The sequence below is a fragment of the Mycobacterium kansasii ATCC 12478 genome, assembly GCF_000157895.3.
GTDB classification, from domain to species: domain Bacteria; phylum Actinomycetota; class Actinomycetes; order Mycobacteriales; family Mycobacteriaceae; genus Mycobacterium; species Mycobacterium kansasii.
Window position 1 is genome coordinate 3171645 of sequence record NC_022663.1, and the last position, 16660, is coordinate 3188304.

At 66.9% G+C, this 16660-nt stretch carries 13 protein-coding genes; 7 read left to right on the forward strand and 6 right to left on the reverse strand.

The genetic code is table 11. The features are described 5' to 3' along the window. Window positions 1-51 precede the first annotated feature (51 nt). From MKAN_RS13840 to MKAN_RS13875, 7 genes are all read left to right on the forward strand, one after another. Complete coding sequence (locus MKAN_RS13840) at window positions 52-348, forward strand: PE domain-containing protein (RefSeq protein ID WP_023368927.1); 297 nt, start codon at window positions 52-54, stop codon at window positions 346-348. A gap of 48 nt (window positions 349-396) precedes the next feature. After that, window positions 397-1497 carry a PPE family protein gene (locus tag MKAN_RS13845; protein ID WP_036395225.1) on the forward strand — a complete coding sequence of 367 codons (1101 nt, stop codon included), beginning with the start codon at window positions 397-399 and terminating at the stop codon, window positions 1495-1497. A gap of 92 nt (window positions 1498-1589) precedes the next feature. Then, window positions 1590-1892: a type VII secretion system ESX-1 WXG100 family target CFP-10 gene (esxB, locus tag MKAN_RS13850; protein ID WP_023368929.1), complete on the forward strand. Its 303-nt coding sequence runs from the start codon at window positions 1590-1592 to the stop codon at window positions 1890-1892. 36 nt (window positions 1893-1928) lie between these two features. Further along, window positions 1929-2216 carry a type VII secretion system ESX-1 WXG100 family target ESAT-6 gene (gene esxA, locus MKAN_RS13855; RefSeq protein WP_023368930.1) on the forward strand — a complete coding sequence of 96 codons (288 nt, stop codon included), beginning with the start codon at window positions 1929-1931 and terminating at the stop codon, window positions 2214-2216. A 116-nt stretch (window positions 2217-2332) separates the two neighbouring features. Continuing rightward, on the forward strand, window positions 2333-4780 hold the full coding sequence (locus MKAN_RS32990) for a MinD/ParA family ATP-binding protein (RefSeq protein WP_080674076.1): 2448 nt from the start codon (window positions 2333-2335) through the stop codon (window positions 4778-4780). Next, a complete protein-coding gene (gene eccD / locus MKAN_RS13870) occupies window positions 4777-6312 on the forward strand; it encodes a type VII secretion integral membrane protein EccD (RefSeq protein WP_023368933.1) in 1536 nt (511 codons plus the stop codon). Before MKAN_RS32990 ends, eccD begins: the two co-directional genes overlap by 4 nt. A 113-nt stretch (window positions 6313-6425) precedes the next feature. Next, the gene (locus MKAN_RS13875; protein ID WP_023368934.1) at window positions 6426-7232 is read left to right on the forward strand and encodes a hypothetical protein; all 807 of its coding nucleotides are present in this window, start codon (window positions 6426-6428) and stop codon (window positions 7230-7232) included. Between the two features lie 145 nt (window positions 7233-7377). Here MKAN_RS13875 and MKAN_RS13880 read toward each other — a convergent pair whose 3' ends face one another. The 6 genes from MKAN_RS13880 to eccA all read right to left on the reverse strand — a co-directional run bounded on the left by MKAN_RS13880 (window position 7378) and on the right by eccA (window position 16635). Then, on the reverse strand, window positions 7378-9681 hold the full coding sequence (locus tag MKAN_RS13880) for a hypothetical protein (RefSeq protein WP_023368935.1): 2304 nt from the start codon (window positions 9679-9681) through the stop codon (window positions 7378-7380). A 393-nt stretch (window positions 9682-10074) separates the two neighbouring features. Beyond that, entirely contained in the window at window positions 10075-10413 is a 339-nt protein-coding gene (locus MKAN_RS13885) for a YbaB/EbfC family nucleoid-associated protein (RefSeq protein WP_036395221.1), read from the reverse strand. 5 nt (window positions 10414-10418) lie between these two features. Next, window positions 10419-11816, reverse strand: a complete 1398-nt coding sequence (gene espB / locus MKAN_RS13890) for an EspB family ESX-1 secretion system-associated protein (protein ID WP_023368937.1) — start codon at window positions 11814-11816, stop codon at window positions 10419-10421. Window positions 11817-11915: 99 nt separating this feature from the next. Further along, a complete protein-coding gene (eccE, locus tag MKAN_RS13895) occupies window positions 11916-13313 on the reverse strand; it encodes a type VII secretion protein EccE (protein WP_023368938.1) in 1398 nt (465 codons plus the stop codon). Further along, window positions 13310-14650: a type VII secretion-associated serine protease mycosin gene (gene mycP / locus MKAN_RS13900; RefSeq protein ID WP_023368939.1), complete on the reverse strand. Its 1341-nt coding sequence runs from the start codon at window positions 14648-14650 to the stop codon at window positions 13310-13312. Before mycP ends, eccE begins: the two co-directional genes overlap by 4 nt. 125 nt (window positions 14651-14775) lie before the next feature. Beyond that, window positions 14776-16635, reverse strand: coding sequence for a type VII secretion AAA-ATPase EccA (gene eccA, locus MKAN_RS13905; RefSeq protein ID WP_099184442.1), 1860 nt, complete (start codon window positions 16633-16635; stop codon window positions 14776-14778). Between the last annotated feature and the right edge of the window lie 25 nt (window positions 16636-16660).

Consider the following 16660-nt stretch of genomic DNA (forward strand, 5'->3'; position numbering starts at 1 on the left):
ACTAAACGGTTTAACGGCTAGACGGTAAATACCAGGAGAAGAAGTCGGCAAATGGAAGAAATGTCACACGCCGCCGCCGCAGCCGACATTGGCGGGCAAGTGAGCGATAACGCGCTCGGTGGTGTGGCAGCTGGTGCGACGGCGGTGACGTCGGTGACCGGGCTGGTGCCCGCAGGTGCCGACGAGGTCTCGGCCCAGGCGGCCGCGGCATTCGCCTCCGCGGGCGCGCAGATGCTGGCTTCCAACAGCTCGGCCCAAGCCGAACTGCAACGGGCCGGAGACGCGGTCCAGGACATCGCCCGAACATATTCGCAAGTCGACGACGGCGCCGCCGGCGTCGTCGCCTGACAGGTCAACCAACCGACAAAGACAACGCAACCAAAAGGAGTGATCGCCATGTGGTGGCACGCAATGCCGCCGGAGCTGAACACCGCGCGGCTGATGGCCGGCGCGGGCCCGGCTCCGATGCTGGCCGCAGCCACGGGCTGGGCGGCGTTCGCGGCCGCCCTGGACGCTCAGGCCGTCGAATTGACTGCTCGCTTGAACTCGCTGGGTGAAGCGTGGACCGGCGGAGGCAGCGACAAGGCCATCGCGGCTGCCCTGCCGATGGTGACCTGGCTGCAGACAGCCTCAACGCAGGCCAAGACGCGGGGCCTGCAGGCCACGGCGCAGGCGGCCGCGTACACGCAGGCGATGGCCACCACGCCGTCGCTGGTCGAGATCGCGGCAAACCACATCACCACCGCGATTCTGATGGCGACCAATTTCTTCGGCATCAACACCGTGCCCATCGCCTTCAACGAGATGGACTACTTCATCCGCATGTGGACTCAGGCCGCCCTGGCGATGGACGTCTACCAGGCCGAAACCCTGGCTAACACGCTCTTCGAAAAGCTCGAGCCGATGACCGCGATCCTCGACCCGAGCATGAGCGGCCAGAGCCTGGCGGCGAGTCCGGTCTTCGACATGGCGTCACAGGTCACCGGCGTACCGGCCAGCCAGCTGCAGCAGACGGCCACGCAGCTCGCCGAGGCGAGCGGGCCCATGCAGCAGCTGACCCAGCCGATGCAACAGATGACGTCGATGTTCAGCCAGACCGGCGGCATGGCCGGCAGCAATCCGGCCGACGACGAGGCTCTGCAGATGGGCCTGGTCGGCACCAGTCCGCTGTCCAACCACCCGCTGGCGGGCGGATCCGGTGCCAGTATGGGTGCGGGTTTGCTGCGCGGGGAGGCGCTGCCGGGCGCCGGCGGGACGTTGACCCGCACCCCGCTCATGAGCGAGCTGCTCGACAAGCCTGTCGGCCCGGCCGTGCAACCGGCCGCCGCTGCAGGATCGTCGGCGACCAGCGGAGCGGCCCCGGTCGGTGCCGGCGCGATGGGACAGGGAGCACAAGCCGGCGGTTCTTCCCGACCTGGGCTGGCCGCACCGGCCACGCTCACCCAGGAGCGCAACGACGCAGACGAAGACGACTGGGACGATGAGGACGACTGGTGATAGTCCCCGCAAACAACAGACTTCCCGGCCACCCGGGCCGGAAGACTTGCCAACAATTTGGCGAGGAAAAGAAAGAGAGAAAGTAGTCCAGCATGGCAGAGATGAAGACCGATGCCGCTACCCTCGCGCAGGAGGCAGGTAACTTCGAGCGGATCTCCGGTGACCTGAAGACCCAGATCGACCAGGTCGAGTCAACCGCTGCTTCGCTGCAGGCCCAATGGCGTGGTGCGGCGGGCACGGCGGCCCAGGCCGCGGTGGTGCGCTTCCAAGAGGCGGCCAACAAACAAAAGGCCGAGCTCGAGGAAATTTCGACGAACATTCGTCAGGCCGGCGTCCAATACTCGAAGGCCGACGAGGAGCAGCAGCAGGCGCTGTCCTCACAAATGGGCTTCTGACCCCCTAATCACCACAAAGAAACGGAGCAATAGGACATGACAGAGCAGCAGTGGAATTTCGCGGGCATCGAGGCCGCGGCCAGCGCAATTCAGGGGAATGTCACCAGCATTCATTCCCTTCTCGACGAGGGCAAGCAGTCTTTGACCAAACTGGCTGCGGCCTGGGGCGGTAGCGGTTCGGAGGCCTACCAGGGTGTCCAGCAGAAGTGGGACGCCACCGCTCAGGAGCTGAACAACGCGCTGCAGAACCTCTCGCGCACGATCAGCGAAGCCGGTCAGGCCATGGCCTCGACCGAGGGCAACGTGACGGGGATGTTCGCATAGGTAACACCCTATTCGCGTACAATACCGAAGCACGAGATCGGGCGAGTTCAACCCTTTGGGAATCTCGCCCCTTCTCGTGCTTTGTCCTTTTATTGGCGAACTTCTGAGAGGTTCTCATGCCGGCCGACTATGACAAACTCTTTCGGCCCGCTGAAGGTTCGGAGCCTCCAGAAGAAGAGAGCACGGAATCGTACTTCGATGCGAGTTCACCCTATCCACCACCCACCAAACCCAACGGCGACACTCCCGCGACACCGATCGACTGGTCGCAACCGTTTCCCCCGGCCGCAGCGACCTCGCCGCCACCGTCGGTAGAGACGCCACCGCCACCACCCAAACTGCCACTGCCTCCCATGCCGATCGGCGGACCCCCACCGGCGCCACCGGAACCGCCACCGGCACCACCCGAACCACCAGAACCACCGGCACCTCCGCAAGCTGCCGCCGAACCGGCACCGGCCGGGCCCAAGTCGCCGCTGCCTCCCATGCCGATCGGCGGACCCCCACCGGTCCCACCCGAACCGCCGCCGGCACCACCCGAACCACCAGAACCACCATCGCGGGATACGTCGGCGGCTGAACCGCCAGAGCCACCACCGGCGGATAAGCCGGCAGCGGCCGAACCGGCACCGGCGACGCCGATCGGTGAAGCCGCCCCCGCCGGGCCCAAGTCGCCGCTGCCTCCCATGCCGATCGGCGGACCCCCACCGGCCCCACCGGAACCGCCGCCGGCACCACCCGAACCACCGGTCCCACCATCGGTACGACCGCAAGCCTCCGCCGAAGCACCGGCTCCGCCCGGACCCCCGGAAACTGCACCGCCCGGCAAACCGGTGTCCGCTGCTGAACCGCCGGCCGGCAAGCAGCCCTCGGCCGAACCGCCACCGGCACCGCCGTCACCCAAACCACCAGTCGCGCCGATGGTGACGGGCGCGCCGCCGACGCCCACACCACCTCGACCCGAAGCCCCGCGTCGCCCCGGCCCGCCGCCACCCGCCACGACTTGGCGATCACCATCCCCGCCGGCGGCACCGCAACCATCGCGGTCCGCCACCGAACCGTTTGCGGCTGCCCCGAAACCACCGCAGCCGCCTACCGCGCCGACCCGGCCGCTAGCGACCGAAACGTCACCACACAGCGTTCGGGCCGGCGAGCAGCAGCAACCGCAGCAACCTGCTCCGCCCCCCGAACAACCGCCATCCGATGCTCCCCGGCATTCACGACGCGCCCGCCGGGGTCACCGCTATCGGGCCGAACCGGACGACGACCAGGTGCCGTCGGCAGCTGGTGCCGCCCTTCCGCAACACCGGGCGACAGACAAGACGCAACCGGCGTCCAGGGTCGGACCGGCGTCCGCGTTCGCGTGGTTACCGCAACGCCACTCCGACGTCGATCGTCCGCCGGAGGCCGCGGCTGCCGCGGCCGTACCTCCTACCGAAACCCATCCCGAACCCACCGGCGGCCGTCGCGCCAGGCGGCGCGCCGATCAGGCCGCTGACGCGACACCAACAACCGTGCTGACTCCGTCCGGGCTGGCGCCCACTCGGGCTCAGCCCCCGGGCCCGGTGCGCGCTCAGCCGCCGCACTCTCCCGCCCAGGGCCAACCCCCACCTGCTCCGGCCCCGACAAGGCCACAGAGTGAGCCTGCTCCCGTCGATGGTCGTCGCGCCGGAAAGCCTGCGAAGCTGGTGTCCAAACGAGGGTGGCGGCGTTGGGTGCACTCCATCACTCGGATCAACGTCGGACTGTCACCCGACGAGAAGTACGAACTGGGCCTGCGTAACCGGGTCAACAGAAGACCTCGCGGCTCGTATCAGATCGCGGTGCTCGGCCTCAAGGGCGGTGCCGGCAAGACCACCACGACGGTCACGCTGGGCACGACACTGGCGCAGGTGCGGGGTGACCGGATCCTGGTGCTCGACGCGGATCCGGGCTGCGGCAACCTCGCCGAACGCGCGGGCCGTTCGTCGCCCTCGTCGATTGCGGATCTCCTGGCCGACCCGGAGTTGTCGCACTACAACGACGTCCGCGCGCACACCAGCGTGAACGCCGCCAATCTCGAAATCCTGCCCACTCAGGAATACACCACCGCACGCCGCGGGCTCAGCGGTGAGGACATGCGGGTCGCCGTCGACAAGGTATCCAAGTTCTACAACCTCGTCATTGCCGACTGCGGAGCCGGGCTCTTCGACCCGGTGACCCGCAGCGTACTGGAAACATCGTCGGCAATAGTGATCGTGACGAACGTATCGATCGACAGCGCTCGTCAAGCCGCGATTGCCCTGGAGTGGTTGCGTCACAACGGATATCAGGACCTTCTGAACCGCGCCTGCGTGGTAGTCGACCACGTCTCTGTCGGCGAGACCAATGTCGCGGAAAAGCACGTGGTCCGGCAGTTCGAACAGCAGCTCCAGCCAGGCCGGGTGGTCGTCTTACCGTGGGACAAGCACATCGCGGCCGGCGGCGAAATTCACCTCGACCAGCTCGGCCCGGTCTACAAACGACGAATCCTCGAGCTGGCAGCAGCTTTATCCGACGATTTTGAAAGGGCCGGACGCCGATGAGCGCACCTGCCGTTGCCGCCCCTGCCGCCGCCGCGGGAACAACTCCGCCCAAACCCGCGACCACCCGGGTGACCATCCTGACCGGCAAACGAATGACGGACCTGGTGCTCCCCGCGGCGGCGCCCATGGAAACCTACATCGACGACACCGTCGCGGTGCTGGCCGATCTGCTGGAAGACACCCCGCCCGACGTCTTAGCCGGCTTCGACTTTTCCGCACAGGGAGTGTGGGCCTTCGCCCGTCCCGGATTCCCGCCGCTGAGACTGGATCAATCGCTCGACGAAGCCGGGGTGGTCGACGGCTCATTGCTCACCCTGGTGACCGTGAGCCGGACCGAGCGGTATCGGCCGCTCGTTGAAGACGTCATCGACGCGATCGCGGTGCTTGACGAATCGCCGGAGTTCGACCGCTCGGCCCTGGATCGTTTCGTTCACGTGGCAATACCGGTAATGACCCTGCCGATCACCGTGGTCGCCGTGCGGGCGTGGTGGGCAACCGGCCGCAGCCCGTTCTGGCCGCTGGCGATAGGCATCATCGGGGTCGTGGTCCTAGTGGGCTGCTTTGTCGCAAAGCGCTTTTACCAGAAACTGGACCTGGCCGAGAGCCTGCTGCTTACGGCCTACCAACCGCTCACCGCCGCGGCGGCGATCGCCGTTCCGCTGCCGCGTGGAGTCAACTCGCTGGGAGCTCCGCAGATCGCGGCTGCCGCCACGGCCGTGTTGTTCCTGACGCTGATGACCCGCGGCGGTCCTCGGCGGCGTCATGAATTGGCGTCGTTCGTCGCGATCACATCGATCGCGACCATTGCCGCCGCCGTCGCCTTCGGCTACGGCTACCAGCACTGGGTCCCTGCGGGCGCGATCGCATTCGGGCTGTTCATCGTCACGAATGCGGCCAAACTGACCGTCGCCGTCGCGCGGATTGCGCTACCGCCCATCCCCGTTCCGGGCGAAACCGTGGACAACGAGGAATTGCTCGATCCCGTCACCGCCCAAGACGCCACCAACGAGGAGACCCCGACCTGGCAGGCCATCATCGCGTCCGCGCCGGCGTCCGCCGCACGTCTGACCGAGCGCAGCAAACTGGCCAAGCAACTGCTCATCGGTTACGTCACGGCCGGGACCCTGGTCCTTGCCGCTGGTTCGATCGCGGTTGTGGTGCACGGACACTTCTTCGTGCACAGCCTGGTGGTCGCGGGCCTGATCACCGTGATCTGTGGGTTCCGGTCGCGGCTGTACGCAGACCGGTGGTGTGCGTGGGCAATGTTGGCGGCGGCCGTGGTGATTCCGACAGGTCTGGCGGTCAGGCTCAGCCTCTGGTACCCGCACTACGCCTGGCTGATGCTGACCATTTACCTCGCCACTGCTGTGGTGGCCCTGATTGTCGTGGGAGCGACGGCTCAGGTTCGTCGCGTCTCGCCGGTGATGAAGCGGATTCTGGAATTGATCGACGGCGCAATGGTGGCATCCATCGTTCCCCTGTTGCTGTGGATCACCAGTGTCTTCGACATGGTTCGTAATATCCGCTTCTGAGCTGTCGGCGTGGCTTTTATAGCGCTGCGCCGGTGACCGAAATTAGCGCGATTGGCCTTATGTGATGTCGGGTAAAATTTGCTCGATGGGTAACCTACAGAAGGGATTTTGCGATGGCTGAACCACTGGCCGTCGATCCCGCCCGCCTGATTGCCGCTGGAAGCAAACTCGCCGACCTCGTTTTCCCGACGCTTCCGGCACCAATCGCGGCGACTGGATCCGATCCGGTATCGGCAGCGATCAACGAGACGATGCCGGGAATCGAATCATTGGTTTCCGACGGTTTGCCCGGCGTCAGCGCCGCTCTCAAGCGGACGGCAACCAGCATGGCCACCGCGGCTGACATCTATAGCAAAGCCGATCAGTCGCTGGGCGACGCTTTGACGCAGTACCAGTTCGGCTCCGATGGCCAACAGCGCGAAGCCAGCGGAGTAGCCGGCGCCGCGGCAAGCCTGACCGGACAGTCTGCCCAATCGCTGGGTGCTCCAGCCGCGCAACTGCTGGGTGCTCCAGCCGCGCAACTGCTGAGTGCACCCGCGGGTGCGGTGTCGCAGCTCGGCCAGGCGGTAAGTGCTCAGGCCGAGGCGCTTTCGCCGCGGGTGGCTGCGACGGTGCCACAGGTCGTCCAGCTGGCCCCACAAGCCGGCCAGATGGCGCAGCAAGCATCTCCGATCGCACAGACCATCAGTCAGTCAGCGCAACAAGCGGCCTCACAGAGCTCGCAAGGCGCATCGCCCGCTCAGCTCGCCTCCGACACCAAGCCGGAGCAGCAGGGTCAGCTCGTCGATGACACCGAGAAAGACGAGGACAAAGACGACGAGGACGGTGCCGCAGCCGGCGCAGCCACGTTGGTCAGCGCTCCTGTGCACGCCGCAACGAGCGGCAACGCGTCGGCGGGCTCGGTCGCGACACCCGTCTAGCTCTAGCCGGCTACGCACCGCTTTCGCCGAGGTCTACCCCTCAGCTCAGCGCGACGTCCACTCGGAACTTTTCGGGCTCACTTAGACTTAGAACTCGGCGTCGCCTACGGCCCCGGGGCTGATGTGGCCCCGGGAATCAGCGGGTTCAGGATGCCGCGGTCAGGGCGCTGTCGAGCAAACCGGTGACATATCGCCAGTACAGCCAGTCCTCGACCGCAGGGCGCTGAGCCTCCGCGTCGGCCGCACCGTATGCCTGGTGCAGGGCGATCTCCTGGCAGTGCCCGGCATAGGCCCGGAACGCCCGCAGGTGGGCCACCTCGCGGCCGGTGGCGCTGCTGGTCATCGGCTTCATCAGCTCGAACCACAGCATGTGCCGCTCGTCGTCCGGCGGGTTGGCATCGGCCGGCGCCGGCGGCAACAGGCCAAGCAGCTGCAGGTCCTCGGTCTCGGCCAGCTGGGCCGCCGCTGAAGGATCCACCACCTCCAGCCGCGGACGGCCGGTCATCTTGCCGCTCTCGGGGATGTCGTCCGCTTCCAAAATGATCTTGGCCGCGCCGGGATCGGAATTGGCCAACTGTTCCGCGGTTCCGATAACCGCCCGCAGCTTCAGGTCGTGAAACGCGGCCCATCCCTGCACGGCCAGTATCGGGTAGGTGGCGAATTGTGCCTTTTCGTCGGCCGGAATGGCGTGATCGGCACTGGCCATGAACACGTTCGCGGGCAATTGCACGTGGTCGGGTATGTAGGCCAGGCCGTAGCTGTTGGCCACCACGATTTCGCCGTCGGTGGTCACCGCCGTGACCCAGAAGAACCCGTAATCCCCCTCGTCGTGGACGTCGGGCGCGTTCAATGCGGCTGCGATGCGACGCGCCAACCGCAGCGGGTCGGACTTGCTGCGGCGGGCACCGGACGCCGCGGCAATGGCATCGCGCGCCGCCCGCGCCGCCGAAACCGGCACCGACGGCAACACCGTGAGGTCGTCTGCCGACTCGCGCTTTTCCTTCTCCGGCGCCTCCGGCGGCGGCGCCGGTCGGGCCGGTGGCGCGATGCGCGCCGATGCCGGGCGGGGTGTCGCTGCTGCCGGTGCCCTGCCGGCTGGGCCCAACGGTGCCCGCCCAGTGGCGGCGCGCGAGCCCGCACTGGATGCGGCGCTCTGCCCGCTGCTCGGGCCGGCCCCCGCTGATGCTGCGGGAGCGGCGGTTCCACCGGACATTCCGCGCGCGGCAGCCGGCATCCCGCCCGCGGCTGCGGGTGCCATTGGCTGCGACGACGACCCGTCGTCGCCATGCGATGGGCCCGACGGAGCCGTCGGTTGCGCGGACGGCACCGACGGCGCCTCCGTCGCGGCGGCCGGCTTCACATGAGCGGGCTCGGTCGACGGGGTATGTGGCGTCGACGGGGTCCCAGGATCGCTCGGCATCGACGGCTGGCTCGGTGATGGCGACGGGCCCGCCGGGGCCGGTTGCGGGCTCGGCGCCGGCGCCGGCGCCGGTGTCGGTGAAACGGGAGTGGATGGGCCCGGGGCCGGCGCCGGGGCCGGGGCGGGATTGACCGGGGTGACCGGGGTGACCGGCTGCTCCGGTTTCGGCTTGACCGGGGTAACCGGGGTGACCGGCTTGGCCGGCTTGCCCGGGGTAACCGGTGGGATCGGGGTCACCGGCTTGCCCGGGGTAACCGGGGGGACCGGCCTGGGGGTGACGGGAGTAACCGGTACACCGGGGGTAACCGGTTTGCCCGGCGTGACCGGTGGGGCCGGGCGCGGGTTGACCGGAGTAACCGGTGCACCAGGTGTCACCGGCTTGTGGGGGTTGACCGGTGTCGGTTCGAAGGGCTTCGGGGCCGGGGGCGCGGGAGCAGGCTTACCCGGAGTTGGTACGACCAGCGACGGCACCTCGGGGGTGGGAGGCGTTACCTGGTGGAGCAGATCCTGGAGTGCGTTGTGCGGCGGTTTCCAGTTCTTGGACGCCGAGACCCGCTCAGCGGCTTCCGCCACCAGGCTGGCATTGGCGCTGTGCGTGGCGCGCACCAATGACTCGATGGCGGCTTTGCGCGCGTCGGCGTCCATGTCGCGGTCGTTCTCCAGAGCGAGTATTTCTCGTTGCGCCCCGTCCACGTTGTTGCCGATATCCGCCTTTGCCTGGGCTATCAACCCGCCAATGTGGCGGTGCCAGGTGATCACCGTTACCAGGTAATCCTGCAGCGTGCTCATTTGGCCGAGGTTTGCCCCCAGCGCACCGTTGGCGGCGTTGGCCGCACCACCGGTCCACACACCGCCGTCGAAGACCTCGACCTGTTGGTGGCGGCAGGCATCCATCACGTCGGTGAACTGGTGCAAGACCCGGTTGTACTGCTGCGCCCGGTCGTAGAAGGTGTCCTCATCGGATTCCGGCCACCCGTTCGGCTCGAGCATCTGCCCGGCGTACTCTCCTATCGGCCTCGGAATGCCCATCGCCTACTCTCCTCCCAACCGCCGCCAGGCCGCAGCGACGAGACCTGCCGGGTCGGTGCCAGCAGTGAATCGTTCGACCGGCGCGCACGTTCCATAGCCGCGGCGCCAGCTTTGATGCGGCGACGGCTGATGAGCGGTACCGGACGTCATGGTTAACAAGCCTAACCGAGGTTAAGACCAGCTAGATGCGGCAATTTGGGATCAGGACGGCCGCCGAATCCGGCTCCGCACGGACGCCGGCAGCCCTGGCATGGTGATCACTGCATCGCTCAAACCGCGATTGGACGGGGTGCGCGTAGCACGGCGCGAGACGGCGCGGAAACGCGCCGGAAGGGCTCGGCCGGTCGCTGAGCGTCAGCGTCCGGGCCGTCGCCGACGTGGCTGAGAAGCGAGCTAGATCAGCCCTTTGTTCATCGTGTCTGACAAGGCGGACAGGACCGCGACCAATTGCTCGCCCGCCGCGTCGTTGTAAGCCGTCGCCGCGGACTGTGCATTCATCAACGCTTCGTTGACCCGCGCTCCGACGACCTCCGCACCCACTTGCTTCAGCAGGCCCTCCTCGATACGGACCCCGGTGAGCCATTGGTGTCCGTTGATCGTCACCTCGACGGTCTCGGTCTCATCGGTGCCCCGGAAAGATCCGGTGTTCATCTGATTGAGCGTCCCATCGAGGGCCGTTTGGAACCGTGCCGCCAGCGCTAATGTCTGGGCGACATGCGGGTCCATTTCCATGCTGGTCACTTCGACTCCTTGCTGTCTTGACGACGACGGTTACCGATGACGGCCTCGGTCCACGCACGGTCCTCGGTGTATAGCGCCTCGTCGTCTTGCTGGGCGCCCTTGGACTTGGAGCTTCCCTGGCCCTGGCCGTGTGCCCCCATCGGCATTCCCATGCCGCCCCCGCCCATCCCACTGCCCGCGGCGGCCTTCCCCTGAGCCGCGCCGGCGATGTCGCCCGCGGCAGCCGGCCGCACCGAGTCGGTGCCCGCCAGGCCCGCCGGCTCCCCCAGCGGTGCCCCACCGATACCGCCGCCGCCTCCGCCGCCGCCCAGCGACATCGGCTTCATCCCCGGGTCCTTCGACAGGTTGGCTGCCGCCTGGTGAGCGGCAGACGTCAGTTCTGCGCTGGTCCCGGCCGGCATGCCACCGCCAGCCCCGCCGGCCGGGGCCATCGGCGCCATCGGCATCCCGGTCACGGGAGTTCCGCCCGAGCCGTCGCTGGGCGGCATCAAGAAGCTGGGGATCAATCCCTGCGGCTGAGCGGGCGGCGGTGGATCGATCTTGATGGCGGCTGGAGGCTTGGGCGGATTCACCGGTTCCAGGGTCGCCTTGGTGTTGTACTCGGAAAGCACCTGCTCCGACTTTTGCTGATATTCGGCGTAGAGCTTGATGGCTTGATCCTTATACGCGGGGTCTTTGGACAACTCCTCGAGCTTTGCGATGTCCGCTGACGAGGGGTGGGATCGAATCGCCCACACTTGCAGCTGCGCGATGTACTGAGCTTGCTTGGCCAGCGCAGCACTCAATTTGGCCATGTGGAGTATCCACTCCCGTTGTTGATCCAGCGAGGCCTCACACGCGGTAGCCGCGTCACCCTCCCAATTGTCAAAGGCACGGAACCGTTTGACATCCCCCTGCAACGCAAAGTTGTAATCGTTCCACGCGTTCGCGAAATCGACGAGCGATCGGCCTTGATCTCCGGATTCAAGCTTCACTGCCGCAGTCTTGAGATCGGTGAAGTCGGGATCACCAGCGGCCGCGACCGTCGGTGTGTCTTGCAGCCCAGCCGAGCTGTCTCCGCCAGCGCCGCCGGCCGATTGGGCCTCCACAGTTCCGCTGCCATCGCTGTTCAGGGCGGTCGCTGACTCGCTATCGACTTCGCCATACGCCTTGGCCGCGTTGCGCAGCGAGGTCGCCAGCTTCTGCCGCTCCTTGGCACCAGCCGCCAGGAACTCCCGCATGTTCTCCGCCGATAACGCGAGCTGTTGGGCCGCATTCTTGGCCGCCGTCAGCGCACATGGTGGATTGGGCACATCGGTGGGCGGAACCTTGCCCGGGGGCAATGGGGCCTCCACGTCGTTGGCCCTGGTCAGAATTTCTTGTTGATCCACCGTCACGGTTTGCGGCTGGCTCATCTCGGATCATCCTCCTTAGTGCTACAGCCATTATCGTCGCTGATGCGCGCGGTTCCTGCACCAAATATTTCGGCCGTGCCCGGGCTTGCCGACACTGTTCTACCTCGGCAGGGCCATCTGGTAGCGACTCTCTTCCGGCGGGGACACCCGCCGGATCGGCAACTCGCGATGCCGCGGGGTGCTGATGAGGTTGTGCCGCAGGACCACCTTGTCGACGCCCGAGTGCGGGCCCAGGTAGGTTGTCGCGTTCGGCCACGCGATCTTGGCCACCGGACCGATGTGCGCACCGATCAGGCCGGCGAACTGTTCGAAGTGCGGACCAACCGTCACGATTCCGCCGGCGGCGGCCGAGCGCACCGCGAACTGCGTGAAGGTTTGAGCGTCGCCCAGGTTGATGCTCACGTCCACGTCGTCGAACGGCATATATACCGGGTACCGGTTCACGGTTTGGCCGACCAGCACACCGGCCGATCCGATCGGGAGCTGACAGTGATGGTTGGGAACGAGGTTCTGCCCCTGCAACGCGGGCCGCTGGCCGCCGTAGAGGCGGGAGAAGCCGCGCGGCGTCTTCGGCTTGCCCACCGTGGTCAGCAGCACCGTGGACTGCGGTGGCATCCCGGGAGCGATGCGGACCCTGGTGACGATGTGGTCGGCGCGTGCCGACCACCACAAGTCCGGGCCGCCCGGTGCGGTGTAGGCGGCGGTGTACGCGTCGCGGCCTTTGATCATCGACCACTTCTCCCGGACAAAGCCGATGTCGATGGCGTGGTCGTAATCGTCGAAGCTGCGCCCGCACACCGCGTCGACACCATTGCTGGCCAGGCTGTCGGCGATTCGAGTGGCCGAGGCCACCAGATACCGGGCCAGCCCGGCGACCCCGGCGTCACGCCGCTGCGCCGACTTGTGGGTACGTTCGGGGTTGGCGCGCAACATGATCCACGTCCGGCGGTTCGCCGGCGCCGGGTCGGCGCCGATCACCCGCTGGTAGAGGTTCACCACATCCGGCGAGGCCGTGTTGCCGACACGGTAGCCTGCCGACACGACGTCTGCTTCCAAGTCGGGGCAGTGCACCGCCAGCAGCTCCTCCAACAGCCGGGTGTCCAAGACGTCGTCGGTGTGGGCTTGCCCGTCGACGATGACCGTTGGGGTGAACGGTCGTGGCTTGAGTTCGATGACCGCGATCAGGCATTCGCGTCGCCACCGCACCGCGACGTGGTCCCCGGGCTTGACGGTGGCACCGACGACCGGCTCGGAAGGAACGTCGGGCGGCTTGCGGCGCCGGCGCAGCCACACGAACATCGTTGCGACCCAGCCGGTTACCCGACGGCCGAAGAAGGTCACCGTGGCCACGATGGTGGCTACCGCGACTATCGCTATGCCCGCCCACCAGTAGCGCGTGTGCAGGAACAGCATGATGCAGGGCGGGCCCAGCGCCGCGACGACCAATGTGTGACCGGTGCTGAACCGTAACCGTATTGGACTGAACGGATTCCTCATCGGCGCCTCAGCGCCCGCGCGCTCAGTCCGCCGAGTGCCAGCGCCAGCGTCAGGCCCAGAACCGACAGCGCCACGATGGTGATCGGCCCGCGATCCGGGCCGGGTTCCACCACTGGCGGCGGAATTCGCCTGACGTTGAACGGGGCGGACGCGGGTCCCGGCGGGATGTCCCACGTCAGCGCCGCCACCGCATTGATCACGCCGGCGCCGACGAGGTTGTCGACCCCGCCTCCCGGATGTCGCGCGGTGGCGGTGATCCGGTTCATCACCTGCACCGGCGTCAGTTCCGGGAACCGCTGCCGCACCAGCGCCGCCAGACCCGAAACATAGGCCGCGGCAAACGAGGTGCCCGCGATCGGGACGGGCCCCTCCCGCCCCGGCAGGGCGTTCACCGGCTCGCCAAGGTCGCCGAGGGCGACGATGTTCTCCGCCGGAGCCGCCACACCCACCCACGGTCCATGCATCGAGAAGGAGCTGGGCACACCACTTTCGCCGATGCCTCCGACGGTCAGCACCAAGGGCGCGTACCACGCGGGTGTGACGACCGTCTGCACCTTGCTCCAGCCACGCGCGTCCTCGGGGGCCGACGCGTCCGGCAGCGGGTTCTGCGCGCAGTCGCCACCGGTGTTGCCGGCAGCAACGACCACCACGGCGTTCTTGACGTTGACCGCGTAATTGATCGCCGCGCCCAGGCTGATCTCGTCGATAGGCCGGGTCACCTTGTAACAGGCCGCTTCACTGATGTTGATCACACCGGCACCCAGATTGGCCGCATGCACGACCGCGCGGGCCAGGCTGCGGATGGACCCGGCCGCCGGGGTGGCGTTGGGATCGTTGGGATTGGGTTGGCTGCCAACCGGTTCGAAGGCCTCCGACGTCTGGCGCAACGAAAGCAGCCGGGCATCGGGGGCGACGCCGACGAACCCGTCGGTGGGCGCGGGCCGCCCCGCGATGATGGAGGCGGTCAGCGTGCCGTGGGCGTCGCAGTCGGACAGGCCGTCGCCGGCCTGGTCGACGAAGTCGCCGCCCGGTTCCGCCGGCACTCGTGGCGAGGCGTCGACACCGGTGTCGATCACGGCCACCGTCACCCCGGCCCCGGTTGCGAACCTGTGCGCCTCCGAGACGCCGAGATAGGCGTTGCTCCACGGTGGATCGTGAAAGCTCGAATCCGGCAAGGTGGTAGGACTCGAACACAGGACGCGCTGTTCGGTGGGCTGGTCGGGACCGGTCACGTCGGGCGGTACCGCACCGGGGTCGATCGACGGCGGATTGATGGCCAACGCGGGCGGCGCATTGAGCAACGCCAGCACAACCGCCGTCAGCAAGATCCGGTGCACCCCGGAATCACTCCGTTCATTGAGCCGCGTCGCCGTCCTGGCATCTGCGTGTCGGGTCTGCGTGCATTTTAGACGTAACGGCTGCGTAAACAACGCTTTTCCCGCCGGGGCCGGGTCACGGTTTGCTACCAGACGATGGCGGACATGTCGCGGTTGTCCGAACACACGCTGCGCACGGCGGCCCGAATGTCGGCGGCGGTGATGACCTGCAGATCCTCGACCGACACCGGCTGGCCGGCCCGTTTTTGGGCGACCACTCGAGTGTCACGGAATCCTTCGGCGCGTTCGATGACGTTGCGGGCAAACCGGCCGTTTTGCATCGCGTCGATACCGTGCTGTCCACCGGGAGTGCTGTAGTTGCGGATGGTGGTAGCCGCATCCAGGAACGTCTCGCGCGCGCCGTCGTCGAGCAGGCTGGCGCGGGGCGTGGCGTACCGTTGGCCGATTTCAACGATCTCGGCCGGCGAATAGGACTCGAACCGCAGCTTGCGGTTGAACCGGCCGGCCAAACCCGGGTTGACGGACAGGAATTCGTCGACTTGGTCCTCATACCCGGCCCCGATGAAACAGAAGTCGAAACGGTGCGCTTCCAACGCTACCAACAGTTGGTTGACGGCCTCCATGCCGATCATGTCCGGGGTGCCGTCCTGGTGGCGTTCCACCAGGGAGTAGAACTCGTCCATGAAAATGATTCGGCCAAGCGACTTTTCGATCAGCTCGTTGGTCTTGGGACCGGACTCACCGATGTAGTGGCCACAGAAGTCCGAGCGGCGGACCTCCCGAATTTCGGGGTGGCGCACGATTCCCATGCCCGCATAAATCTTTCCCAACGCTTCGGCGGTGGTGGTCTTACCGGTGCCCGGCGGCCCGACCAGCAACATATGGTTGGTCTGCCCCTCGACGGGCAGGCCGTGTTCCAGCCGCATCATGCGCACTTCGAGCTGGTCTTCCAGCGCCGCCACCGCCTGCTTCACCGCGGCCAGACCGACCTGCCTGCCCAGCAGTTCGCGGCCCTCGGCCAGCAGCTCGGCCCTACGCTCGGCCGCGTCGTCGTCGTCGAGTTGGTCGCGGCTTTTCGCCGTTGCCGGATCCCACTTGTCGGTGCGGCTGGCGATGGTCTGCTCGTCGGTCACGACCAGACGGAGCTTCGGGTCCGCCAGCGCTTCCTTGGCCGGGTCGGTCAGCACACCGTTGATGGTCGCTTTGGACAGCCAGATCCGAGCCTTTTCGTCGTCGTGCAGCTGGCGGTACACCATTCCGCGCACGTACGCCAGATCCGCGACCAGCAGCGGAATGTCGGCCGGGCCAATGGATGCAGTCAGCACGTGGGGATCGAAGCGGGCCGACGACTTGTTGTGCCCGATCACATCGACACGGTCCAACCAGTCCAGTGCGACGTGGCCCTGCCCCAAGTGGGCTGCGGCGTGAGCGGCCAGCGCACAAATCGAGGCTGTTACCGCGGACATGACGATCGCCTGCGGCGGCAAATCCTCTGCGGCAGTCAACAACACATCGGGCCAACGCTGCGTGACGAACATCAGGAATGCGCGGGCCAGCTGATGCCACTGATAGTTGCGCCACGAATCCAAGAGTTCGCGGTTGGCTAACAGCGCGTCGGCCTCGGCGTACTCCCCGGCGATGGTCAGTGCGGACGACAGCGCCAGCCCCACCTGCGATGCGTCGGTCACCGTGATACCGACGTAGGGACCCAGCTGAATGTCGGCCGAGAGCGTCCGGCCGATCCGCGTGGTTTCGCGGTGCAGCCATTCGCTGTTGGCGTGGAGCTGTCTGAGCGACGTCAGGTCATGGTCGCCACAGGCGATGCGGCCCAGCCATGCGTCGGCCATCGACGGGTCGGCGTCGGTGGCGGCGACGAACTCGGGTAACGCGGCCGCTGGTCCCTGGCTGCTCTTGACCGCCATAGCTCGATCGAAATGCCTACGGGCAGTGAGCAAATCACCCATCGTATCCACCATCCTCGACAGCGTGGTGGTATTCGTCCCGAAAGTG